The 596-nt window shown below is 40.1% G+C and carries 1 protein-coding gene; it reads left to right on the top strand.

The window, feature by feature from the left end:
• On the top strand, positions 1-596 hold a 596-nt coding region (locus tag ACPUEY_RS14095), incomplete at both ends, for a hypothetical protein (RefSeq protein WP_425122473.1).

Below are 596 nucleotides of genomic sequence, written 5' to 3'. Positions count from 1 at the left end.
TCCGGTGCAGCTGCTTTAGGTATGGGCGGATTAGGTGCTTCACTTGGTGCCGCTGCTTTAGCTGCTGCTCCTTGGTTAATTGGTGCTGCCGCTATCGGTGCTGCAGGATATGGGATTTATAAAGCTATGACTCAAGAAGCTGTTCCAGCTGTCGATTTATTTAAAAATCGTGTTAATTTAGCTGCTGATGGTACTGTTCAGAGTGTAGATAAGATATCTAAAGGTACACAAAAAGCTGTAGGTGCATTTATGGAACTGTCTCAAAAGACAGGGACTGAATTAACTAATATGTACGCTACACAAGCTGCTATCAACGAAGAGAATATGCCTAAAATCGTCGGTCAATTCGATGAGATGAAGAATCAAATCATTGCAGGATATGACCAACAAAAGAATGATGCTGTTACAAAAACGACAGAAATGTTCGCGACGATGGGCGCTATTACAGATCAAGAGAAAGCAAGTATCTTGGAAAAAATGACTGGTTACTATGACCAACAAAAGCAAAAGGCTCAAGATAACCAAAATCAGATTATCCAAATTCTAAATACTGCTAAAGAACAAAAACGAGCGTTAACCACTGACGAATACAATCA

This window comes from Acinetobacter sp. G11 (genome assembly GCF_049808495.1).
In the GTDB taxonomy this organism is placed as follows: domain Bacteria; phylum Pseudomonadota; class Gammaproteobacteria; order Pseudomonadales; family Moraxellaceae; genus Acinetobacter; species Acinetobacter kookii.
The sequence above is the reverse complement of the archived record's forward strand: the minus strand, read 5'-3'. Positions and strand labels throughout refer to the sequence as shown.